Below are 10,727 nucleotides of genomic sequence, written 5' to 3'. Positions count from 1 at the left end.
TTCTCAAAATAAGAAGCTGCCAGCCATATTTATTCTTTACTAATTCTTATTATTAATTCTCCACTTTTACGATGGCCATTTTCCCATTATATGGCTTGCTTCCTTTAGTTCCTAATGCTTGTTGAGCCTCAGATAATCCATCGAATTTTTCGTAATAGATGTAATATTTACTAGTTGCAATATTGTAGAAGAAATTAATGTTTGTAACTCCTGCAGCAACTGCTTTAGTTAAAAATTCATCTCTTTTTTCAACGCTGCTGTGTACCGCAACAATCATATAGTACCCACTTTCAGAATTTTTGATATTCTTGATAATCTGCATATTTGACTGGTCTTCTCCAAAATCAAAATCACTTGCAGTCAATGGTGTGCTACTAGGTTTTGTTGTTTCCTTAATACGTTTCAGAGCAGCCAGATCCTGTGCATATCTTCCCTGGTCATTTTCGTATGCCGCCTGTTTAATTCTACGTTTCTTCTCAATTTCAGTTTCAGCTTTAATACGCTCTAAATTTGCCAGTAAGTCTATACTATCCTGTTCCATTTTAAGCTGTGCCGCTTTCAATTGATTTATTTTTTCCAGATAAGCTTTGTTTAAAGCATCATTTTTATTTGGTACTTTTTTAAGTCTTTCGTTATATAAATTAGTCAATTTGGCAATTTCATCTTTTTGAGCTCTATTGGCTTCAGCAATCTGCAACTTCAAAGCTTCTAACTGGCTGTTTTCTGCGGCAACACTTTTAAATGGTTTCGGTTCTTTGTAAATACCTTTATCACTTAAATCATTTTCTTCTCTTAAATCATTAAGATCTTTTTGTTTGTTTGCCACTGTTGCATTAAACTGTGCCAATAAATCGCTTTGTGTTTTAGCACTAGCATCCAGAGATTGCGTCAGGTTATCTATAGCTTTTGCTGTCTCATCTTTTTGAGATGCCATTAATCTTGCTTGTGCTTCTGCATCAGCTTTGGCTTTAGCTTCAGCTGCAAGTTTCGCTTCCTCTGCTAATTGTAATTGTCTTATTTCTTCCTGAGCTTTTAATTTATCATTAGCTTCTGCGTCGGCTTTTGCTTTTGCATCTGCTAATAATTTAGCCTGAGCTGCTTCCATATCCGCTTTCGCTTTGGCGTCTGCTGCAAGTTTCGCCTGAAGTGCTTCTGCATCTGCTTTCGCTTTAGCATCAGCTGCAAGTTTCGCCTGAAGTGCTTCTGCGTCTGCTTTTGCTTTGGCATCTGCAGCTAACTTAGCTTGAAGTGCTTCTGCATCAGCTTTGGCTTTCGCATCCGCTGCTAGTTTCGCTTGTAATGCTTCTGCATCTGCTTTCGCTTTGGCATCAGCTGCAAGTTTTGCCTGAAGTGCTTCTGCATCTGCTTTCGCTTTGGCATCAGCTGCAAGTTTCGCTTGTAATGCTTCTGCATCTGCTTTCGCTTTGGCATCAGCTGCAAGTTTTGCCTGAAGTGCTTCTGCATCTGCTTTCGCTTTGGCATCTGCTGCAAGTTTCGCCTGAAGTGCTTCTGCGTCTGCTTTTGCTTTGGCATCTGCAGCTAACTTAGCTTGAAGTGCTTCTGCATCAGCTTTCGCTTTGGCATCAGCTGCAAGTTTCGCCTGAAGTGCTTCTGCATCTGCTTTAGCTTTGGCATCAGCTGCAAGTTTCGCTTGTAATGCTTCTGCATCTGCTTTCGCTTTGGCATCAGCTGCAAGTTTTGCCTGAAGTGCTTCTGCATCGGCTTTTGCTTTGGCATCTGCAGCTAACTTAGCTTGAAGTGCTTCTGCATCCGCTTTCGCTTTGGCGTCGGCTGCTAACTTAGCTTGACGTTCTTCTTCTATTTGTATTTTTTTAGCTTCTGCTTCTGCTTGTAATCTTGCTGTTGCTTCTGCATCAGCTTTTACTTTAGCATCAGCTATTAATTTAGCTTCCATATCAGCTTTCGCTTTGGCGTCTGCTGCAAGTTTTGCTTGTTGAGCTTCTGCGTCGGCTTTTGCTTTTGCGTCCGCTGCTAACTTAGCTTGTAATGCTTCTGCATCGGCTTTTGCTTTTGCATCCGCTGCTAACTTAGCTTGTATTGCCTCTGCATCAGCTTTCGCTTTTGCATCTGCTGCAAGTTTTGCCTGTAATGCTTCTGCGTCGGCTTTTGCTTTTGCGTCCGCTGCTAACTTAGCTTGGAATGCTTCTGCATCTGCTTTTGCTTTTGCGTCAGCTGCTAACTTAGCTTGTATTGCTTCTGCATCAGCTTTCGCTTTTGCATCTGCTGCAAGTTTTGCCTGTAATGCTTCTGCATCGGCTTTTGCTTTTGCGTCAGCTGCTAACTTAGCTTGTAATGCTTCTGCATCAGCTTTTGCTTTTGCGTCAGCTGCTAACTTAGCTTGTATTGCCTCTGCATCAGCTTTAGCTTTCGCGTCCGCTGCTAGTTTTGCTTGTATTGCTTCTGCATCGGCTTTTGCTTTTGCGTCAGCTGCTAACTTAGCTTGTAATGCTTCTGCATCAGCTTTAGCTTTCGCGTCCGCTGCTAGTTTTGCTTGTATTGCTTCTGCATCGGCTTTTGCTTTTGCTTCGGCTGCTAGTTTTGCTTGCAAAGCATCTGCTTCAGCTTTTGCTTTTGCGTCGTTTGCTAATTTTATTTTCAGTGCTTCTGCATCAGCTTTGGCTTTTGCATCTGCAGCAATTCTGGCCTGTCTCGCTTCTTCATCTGCTTTTGCTTTTGCTTCTTGTGCTGCTTTTTCTTTTAGTGCTGCTTCTTGTGCTGCTTTTTCTTTTGCATCTGCAGCAGCTTTTGCTCTGTTTGCAGCATCAATACTAGCTTTAGTTTTCACAGCAGCGGCAGCTTTTGCTTTTGCTTCTGCGGCTAACCTTGCCTGAAGTGCATCAGAATCTGCTTTTGCTTTTGCATCTGCAGCTAATATAGATTGTAAATCTGCAGCCTCAGCTTTTGCTTTTGCATCTGCTTTACGTTTAGCCTCTGCAGCGTCTGCTTTTGCCTGAGCATCTGCAGCTAATTTCGCCTTAAGTGCTTCTGCATCTGCCTTAGCTTTATTATCTGCATCTAGTTTTGCTTTTGCTGCAGCTTCTGCATCTGCCTTAGCTTTATCAGCAGCCAGTTGCGCCGCAGTTTTTTGTGGCTCAGCGGGTGTATTTGTAACAGCTGGCGTTTTAGCTACGCCTTCTGCATCAACTTTACCTTTTGCAGCAGCCAATCTTGCACGCTCTGCAGCCTGCGCATCTACTCTTGCTTTATTATCTGCAGCCAGTCTTGCTCTTTCTGCGTCCTGGGCATCGGCTTTGGCTTTATTATCTGCTGCTAATTTTGCTCTTACAGCAGCTTGCGCATCGGCTTTGGCTTTATTATCTGCAACTAATCGTGCTCTTTCTGCTGCTTGTGCATCTGCTTTTGTTCTGTTATCAGCAGCTAATCTTGCACGCTCTGCAGCTTGTGCATCTGCTTTTGCTTTGTTATCTGCAGCTAATTGTGCTTGTGTCTGCGTTTGTGTTCTTTGAGTTGCAGCTGGTTTATTTGCAACGGCTTTAGCTCTCGCTTCTGCTTCGGCATCGGCCTTCGCTTTAGCATCTGCAGCTAATTTTATTTTTAATGCCTGTGCGTCTGCTTTGGCTTTTGTATCTGCTTCTAATTTTGCTTTTGCAGCAGCTTCGGCATCGGCCTTGGCTTTTTCTGCAGCTGCAAGTCTTACTCTTTGAGCTTCTGCATCGGCTTTGGCTTTTGCTTCGGCAGCAAGTTTCGCTTTTTCAGCACCACTTGTTCTTGTAACCGGTGTGGTTGATGTTGTCTTTTTAACCATTACAGGTTTTGCCTTAGCAGGATCTATAATAGAACCTTCTTCGTCATCACCATAATAATAGTTTTTGTTTTTGAATTTGTATGCGATAGCAAATTCATGAGAACCACCCAGATTAGAAAAGTTCCCCATTCCTCTTTCATAATTGTATTCTATAGCAATACTTGGTGAGATATTAATACCAAGTCCTGCAGAAACTCCATATAATGAATTATATCCTGCCTGTGCCCAAACTCCTTTTGGAATAGCAACCATGGCAAGTCCGGAAATTATTGTTTTCTCTTCTTTGATTTCTGTTTTTACAATTCCTGAAAATTTACTTCTGTCAAAAAAACCGTAACTGTCAATATAACCTGTGTACATTGCATGTAGTTCGATAGCTCTTTCCGGGTCATTTTTTACAACACCTGAACCAAAATTGTAAAGAATTAAATTATTTACAGATACTCCAAAATCAAGGAAAGCTGTACCATAATTAATACCTGGGTTAATGGTAAGCATTGTGTTTGATGGATAATCGACATTTCCAATTTGAGAATCATCTGATATTATTTTCCCTTTGTCCAATCCGCTTTGGTAAGCGCCCACATTAAGACCAAAAGTTAAATTACTGTCTTCCTGCAAAACAATATTATGGGCAAAGTTACCAACTCCGCCAAATACTGTCATTAATCCGTAATTCTGTTGAAATAATCCAAATGCAAAGGCTTCATTTTCTCTAAAGCGTCCTGAATAACCAAATAAATAGGTGTTTGGTGCATTCTCAAACTGAGTCCACTGTCTTTTATTATAGAAACTTATGTATGCATTCTGTTCGCGAACAAAGCTAAATGCAGGGTTAATTAAATATCTATTAAACTTTAATGAATTTCTTATAGGTAACGAAAACGAAACAACTCCATTCTCAGGAACTTCCTGGGAATAGAGTAAATTTGAAAAACCGTAAAATAAAGTTATGAATAGTAAAATTTTCTTCATATTATTTTATCACAGTTATTGATCCTTTTTTTTCACCTGTGTCGGATTGAATGACATAGTAATATACTGGATTTACATTTTTAAAATCTTTAATAACCCATTTTGAAGAATCATAATTAACACCCTCAAAAACAATTTCACCTTGCGAACTGAGAATAATTACATTCGTTTGTTGATTTTGATATTCAACTGGTAGATCCCAATATGGGTTTTGCATGCTAACTATATTTGGAATTACAGTTGATTTGCCTTGGCCTCTTATAGTAAAATTAAATTCTCTAGTTGCCACACAACCCGAAGCCTGAGAGATTACCACTTTATAATTTCCTCTTAGGGTAACTAAATAACTTAGTCCATTTGCGCCATTAATAGGATTATCGTTTAGATACCACTGAATTGTTGGGGTCGTAGCATCTGTAGTTAATGAAACGTTTAATGTCTCACCTTCTGCAAGTATATGTTCATCTGCAACATCGATACTTGCCGAAAAACCGTTAACTTTTAAATCAATACTTCCTGTAGCTATACACCCGCCAAAATCAACTTCTACTGTATATATACCAGCATTATCTGCAGTATACGAACGGGTAGTAACTCCAGGAATTACAACTCCGTCTTTTTTCCAAACATAACTGTTACCAGACGTAGCTAGCAAGACAGTTCCTGTCCCGTTAGGGCAAAAAGGATTTCCTAAGCTTGAGGTAATAGTAACAGCGCTTCCTGAACTTGACGAAGTAACCGTAACACGATTTGAACTGATGTTTTCAGAAGTACAAAATCCGTAATCAATTTCAGCATAGTAAATTCCGGTACTGCTAACAATGATTGAACTTGCCGTTTGTCCGGCAATAAGGACATCATCTTTATACCATTTATATTTCAGGTTTGGGCTGTTTGCAGGAGATGATTCAGGTACTTCCGGAGTTGGATTATAAACCGATAAGGTTAAATTACCTCCAGCACAAATAGTAGCATTCTGATCCTTGTTATTAATAAAAAAGGAATTTACATACGACATATAATAAGCTGAAAATGTAGTGTTTCCCGAAAAGTTTTTAACGTTCTGGCTTTGTACATTTTTGTTGCTGATGATACGCAGACTGTAACTGTCTGATCCTTTTAAATTGGTCGGAACGGCAAATTTTATTGTTTGCTGCGTTGCCGAAACCTGTATTGTTTCAAGAGTTGTTGTTGCAGTTGGGTTTGTAAAATTTCCAAATTCATCAGATAACTGAGCTTCAAAAACTACATCTGCAGGGAAGTTTAAATAAGTAAAAGAGACAGAGTATTCATTAAACTTAACTCCATCAACAATATCACCAGCACAAATTCTTTCAAAGGATACTTGTTGTGGTGATATCGATGATATTTGCGCATGTAAATTTGCTTCAGTGAATAAAAGAAGGCTTAAAAATACAACACAATGAGTTAAATATAAAGTAGTTTTTCGAATCATATAGTGCGTTTTCTAGCTAAATCTATATCTTCAAAAAACAAAATATCTATAAATGTTTCTGAAAAATCGTATTTATAGTTCTCGATAATGTCTTTTGCAAGAGCAGAGTAAGAAGCTGATAATACTGAGTTTTCTTCGCATTCAGATGTAGTCTGATCATTCTCATCAGCTGCCATACTAAGGCTATCCTTGGGGATGGATAGCCCTACTATAAACTGATTAGAATTCTCTAATTTGCTGATGATACGTTCATCAGCTATATCATTCTTTTGATTACATGTAGACGCAGTTTCACAAGTAGCATTAACAGAAGATACAGGATTTTCTGTTGCACTTTGTGCATATAAACTTAGCGTTACAGGCGAAACCAAAAATATTATATTAATAAAATATTTTTTTATCGTTGGGGCCATTATGTCTTGATCTTTATTTGAGTCCGGTAGAAGACGAATACATAAATTGTGTCTGGGGACTTTATTAATAAAATTTACGCTCTGAAATAAAAATCTAAATCTATTATCTGTTTCCGCTAGATGCTGTAATTTTTCCTAATTGTAATCTGAAATCTGGTTTTTTAGGATTGAAGATATCAATGAATGTTTCTTTGTTATCACTTTGTGAGTAAACGTTAAAGAACACGCTATTTCCATACCAGCTCTCTAAATCTTCGTTGTTAGAATTGTATTCTGTAAAGATGTTACCATTACATAGGTTAAAATACATTTCTTCAAATTTGATTTTTTTAAGGTTGGCATCATTGATCTCAGTTTTGCTGTCTAATAATACAGCTGGATTAAATCCGGAGATAACGCTGCGTTTCATTTCAAGTGAAGCAGTTTCTGCAACATATATAGCTTCTTTTACTAAACCTGACTGAATATCAGCTTTGATATTCTCACTGTCATTAAGCATAGTAATGTTTGAAGCAACAACTAAAGTAGTTTTTTTAGTAAAGTCTGTTTCGTTTTTCTTTTCGTATGTTTTTACTTCCATACAACGAGATCCGTCTTTGTTACTTGATAAGTAAGAAGATCTTACAGCCAATGAGTTATATAAACGACATTGAACACCTTGTGTAAATTTAAAGTCATCATTGATTGATTTATAAGAAACCAATTTAGTAGCATTTAAGTCTCCACCATAGAAAGCAAATGAGTCACCACCAGAGTAGCTAACCATAACGTTTTCAAGGATTGTTTTGTTTCCTGCACCAGCAATAGTTAATCCGTTGAATGATTCCATTCCTTTAACTTTTTTACCAGCAAATTCGATTCTCACAAATCTTAAGATTCCAGAGTTTCCTGCAGCATTATCACCACCATAAGTAGTTAATGTAGGATCAAGATCTAAATTATACGAACCAACATTTCCAAATTTATTGATTGGAGCATCACCAAGAATTACAATTCCTCCCCAGTCTCCAGCTTTTTTCACACTGCGGTTAGAAGTAAATACGATAGGATCAGTCTCTAAACCGTCTGCAATAATTTGTGCACCTTTTGTAACTACCAATGTTCCTTTTGTTTCGAAATCACCAATAATTAAAGTTCCAGGTTCAATTGTTAAAACAGCATTGTTTGTAACATAAACGTTTCCTTGCAAAACATAAACATTCCTTTTCATCAATTTAGTATTAACAGAAATATTTCCTGCTAATATTTGATTTGCTTCTCCATACTCTACTTTGTTAGGCTTAAATTCGGTCCAGTTGTTCAACCAATTGTTGTAGCCCATAATTCCTTTCTCTTGTTGAGCACTCATAGTAGTAACTGTCAAAAGGATGCAAAAAATTTGAGTAATTTTTTTCATTATAAGGTGGTATTAGGGTTAAAAATAAATTTGGGATATGCGTATGCGTAATATGATAAAAACTCTTCTCGAATTTTCTGAGATAATTTCAGACCCTTCGAGAACGAGTTATTATTTTTAATCTTTCCCCAGATTGAATACACTTACGTAAACTTTCCTGAAAAGGTTTTAAAATATTTTTTGATTTATTACATTTCGTTCAAATCGTTGAACTCATGTAAAGATTTTAATGTGCTTTCGTAAAATAAAATAGCCGCGATTAAGTTCCCTTTATCAGAATAAGGCATCATTTTTCTTTGGAACTCTACTGTAGTGTCCAAGAATGCAGATGTACCTACTGCCTGATTATCTAAAACTTTTTTGTGCTCACTATCGTCCGGAATACCTAAGTCTGCCATTGTAACTCCTGGCTTAGTAACCAAAGCGATGTAAGGAAGGGTTTTCACTAATACTTTAATTCGCTCAATGTACAATTCCAAAAGTTCACCTTTTTGCATACCGCTCAATTCTTTTTGATCGTGGTATTTACGAATAAGTGCAGTTGTACTAATAATACTTCTTGGAGCGTTCTTGGCCTGAGCAGAAGCTGCAGCAGTTGTCAAGATAAAAAATAAACTAAAAAAAATAATTTTCCCTTTCATAAATTCTATTTAAAATTGGTTGTTGATGCAAACAAAAATATATAAATTATGTTAAATCGCAACTTTAATGTTTTTTTTTTTGAAAAATTCACCTTAAAATTACCTTAAAAAACAGTCGCAGGTCGAGAAAATATGCGTTTTGCCGAGTTTTTTGTTAATTTTGTTAAAATTTTTTCTTGTAAGAAACTTACTAGTTATATTATAGCTTTACGCATTATTGTATATAAAAAAAAGACATGTTTTCAATAATTTTGTAAAAACTATTAACAAAAAAATCTTAATATCTATCCAAATGGACTCAGTGTTGATAAAAGATGACAGGAATAAAATAAACATTTTGGTCTCTAAAGCCGTTTTTGAAAACAAAAAAAGGACTCATAATTATTCTTTATTCCGAAAATTTTTGCCTACATCATTTTCTTATATCTTTGCTCCATGCAATTTTCTCAAATTTTAGGTCAGGATTACATCAAAAGTCACTTGATAAAAAGTGCATCTTTCGGAAGAATTCCGCATGCGCAATTATTTATTGGGCCGGAAGGAAGTGGCACACTATCAACCGCTATTGCTTATGCACAATACATCTTATGCAGTAATACCGGTAATGAAAATTCAAACGGAAATGATTCCTGCAATCTTAAGTTTGAAAACATTTCGCATCCCGATCTTCATTTTATTTACCCTACTGTAACAACTGAAGATGTAAAAACAAAACCAAAAAGTTTAGATTTCATTCAGGACTGGCGAACTTTTATTCAGGAAATGCCTTATGGAGGATTATTTGACTGGTATAAAATTTTGGGCGTTCAGAACAAACAAGGAGAAATAAGGGTCGAAGATGCTCAGGAGGTTTTAAAATCGCTTGCGCTAAAATCATACGAAGGCGGTTACAAAATTATGATTATATGGATGGCCGATAAAATGAATATCGCAGCATCCAACAAATTATTAAAACTGTTAGAAGAGCCATCAGATAAAACGATTTTTATTCTGATTTCTGAAAATGAAGAAGATATCATCCAGACCATTCGTTCCCGTTGCCAGGTAATTCACTTTAATGCCTTACCAGAAAAAGTAATTGCACAGGCATTAGTTTCTCAGGAAAATATCGAGCAGAATTTAGCACTCAAAATTGCGCATCAGGCTCAGGGAAATTTTAACAAAGCACTTTCTATTTTAAAAGAAGACGGCTCTGAATATCCTTTTGAGCAATGGTTTGTCAATTGGGTCCGTGCAGCTTTTAGGGCAAAAGGAAATGCTGCCGCTATTCAGGATTTAATTTCCTGGAGTGAAGAAATAGCATCACTTGGTCGTGAAAGCCAGAAAAAATTTATCCAGTTTTGTATCGAAATGTTCAGACAGGCCCTTTTACTAAATTATCAGGCGCCACAATTAATTTATATTGAACCAAAAGTTGATAAGTTTAAACTTGAAAATTTTGCACCGTTTGTAAACGGAAATAATATACACGACATTTTTAAAGAGCTTTCTGATGCGATGTATCATATTGAAAGAAACGGAAATGCAAAAATAATTTTGACCGATTTATCTATAAAACTCACACGTTTAATTCATAAAAAATAATTTGTAATGACCAATGTTGCTTCAATTTTACTTTTGATTTTTTTGGCCTTAACTTTTTTACAATCAGGCTATGAGAAAATTTTTTACTGGAAAGATAATGTTAATTGGTTAAAAGAACATTTTACCAAAACACCATTAAAAAATCAAGTCCCGCTTGCCTTAGCACATCTTTTAATTTTAGAATTAATTTCCGGAATTTTATGTGTGGTTGGTGCAATACAATTACTAACAAACAGTGGTCGTGAATTTGGTTTTTACGGCGCTATTTTTTCCTGTATCTGTTTGTTAATGATGCTTTTCGGACAACGATTGGCTAAAGATTATGATGGCGCAAGAACCATTGTTATCTATTTTATTCCGGCTGTCATGGCTGTTTACTGGTTGAATTAAAAAACATGCCGCAGATTTCACGGATTAAAGTGATTTGAAAAAAATCTGTGAAATCTGTGGCAAAAAATAAATTTTATTATTAAAA

At 36.6% G+C, this 10,727-nt stretch carries 7 protein-coding genes; 2 read left to right on the top strand and 5 right to left on the bottom strand.

What is annotated here, in order from left to right; genetic code table 11:
* Positions 1–52: 52 nt before the first annotated feature.
* The 5 genes from JOD96_RS03765 to JOD96_RS03745 form a co-directional block, all read right to left on the bottom strand.
* Positions 53–4,762 (bottom strand): type IX secretion system membrane protein PorP/SprF, encoded by a 4,710-nt coding sequence (locus JOD96_RS03765; protein ID WP_209562930.1) that lies wholly within the window; start codon positions 4,760–4,762, stop codon positions 53–55.
* Between the two features lies 1 nt (position 4,763).
* Positions 4,764–6,218 carry a gliding motility protein SprC gene (sprC, locus tag JOD96_RS03760; RefSeq protein ID WP_209562929.1) on the bottom strand — a complete coding sequence of 485 codons (1,455 nt, stop codon included), beginning with the start codon at positions 6,216–6,218 and terminating at the stop codon, positions 4,764–4,766.
* A complete protein-coding gene (locus JOD96_RS03755; protein ID WP_209562928.1) occupies positions 6,215–6,631 on the bottom strand; it encodes a hypothetical protein in 417 nt (138 codons plus the stop codon). The genes sprC and JOD96_RS03755 overlap by 4 nt, the downstream gene beginning before the upstream one ends.
* Positions 6,632–6,734: 103 nt before the next feature.
* Positions 6,735–8,027 carry a hypothetical protein gene (locus JOD96_RS03750; RefSeq protein WP_209562927.1) on the bottom strand — a complete coding sequence of 431 codons (1,293 nt, stop codon included), beginning with the start codon at positions 8,025–8,027 and terminating at the stop codon, positions 6,735–6,737.
* Positions 8,028–8,215: 188 nt separating this feature from the next.
* On the bottom strand, positions 8,216–8,668 hold the full coding sequence (locus JOD96_RS03745; RefSeq protein ID WP_116750556.1) for a hypothetical protein: 453 nt from the start codon (positions 8,666–8,668) through the stop codon (positions 8,216–8,218).
* Positions 8,669–9,103: 435 nt separating this feature from the next.
* On the opposite strand from JOD96_RS03745, the gene JOD96_RS03740 reads away from it, so the two are divergent.
* Together JOD96_RS03740 and JOD96_RS03735 are read left to right on the top strand one after the other, a co-directional pair.
* Positions 9,104–10,252 carry an ATP-binding protein gene (locus tag JOD96_RS03740; RefSeq protein ID WP_209562926.1) on the top strand — a complete coding sequence of 383 codons (1,149 nt, stop codon included), beginning with the start codon at positions 9,104–9,106 and terminating at the stop codon, positions 10,250–10,252.
* Between the two features lie 6 nt (positions 10,253–10,258).
* On the top strand, positions 10,259–10,642 hold the full coding sequence (locus JOD96_RS03735; protein ID WP_209562925.1) for a DoxX family membrane protein: 384 nt from the start codon (positions 10,259–10,261) through the stop codon (positions 10,640–10,642).
* The last annotated feature ends 85 nt before the right edge of the window (positions 10,643–10,727 follow it).

The organism is Flavobacterium sp. 1355 (genome assembly GCF_017833415.1).
GTDB lineage: Bacteria > Bacteroidota > Bacteroidia > Flavobacteriales > Flavobacteriaceae > Flavobacterium.
Note: the sequence above shows the minus strand (reverse complement) of the source record. Positions and strands in the feature narration are given on the sequence as shown.

Bases quoted from the DNA above. Each gene is read 5' to 3' on its own strand.
- JOD96_RS03765 (WP_209562930.1), bottom strand. From the start codon at position 4,762: ATGAAGAAAATTTTACTATTCATAACTTTATTTTACGGTTTTTCAAAT.
- sprC (WP_209562929.1), bottom strand. From the start codon at position 6,218: ATGATTCGAAAAACTACTTTATATTTAACTCATTGTGTTGTATTTTTA.
- JOD96_RS03755 (WP_209562928.1), bottom strand. From the start codon at position 6,631: ATGGCCCCAACGATAAAAAAATATTTTATTAATATAATATTTTTGGTT.
- JOD96_RS03750 (WP_209562927.1), bottom strand. From the start codon at position 8,027: ATGAAAAAAATTACTCAAATTTTTTGCATCCTTTTGACAGTTACTACT.
- JOD96_RS03745 (WP_116750556.1), bottom strand. From the start codon at position 8,668: ATGAAAGGGAAAATTATTTTTTTTAGTTTATTTTTTATCTTGACAACT.
- JOD96_RS03740 (WP_209562926.1), top strand. From the start codon at position 9,104: ATGCAATTTTCTCAAATTTTAGGTCAGGATTACATCAAAAGTCACTTG.
- JOD96_RS03735 (WP_209562925.1), top strand. From the start codon at position 10,259: ATGACCAATGTTGCTTCAATTTTACTTTTGATTTTTTTGGCCTTAACT.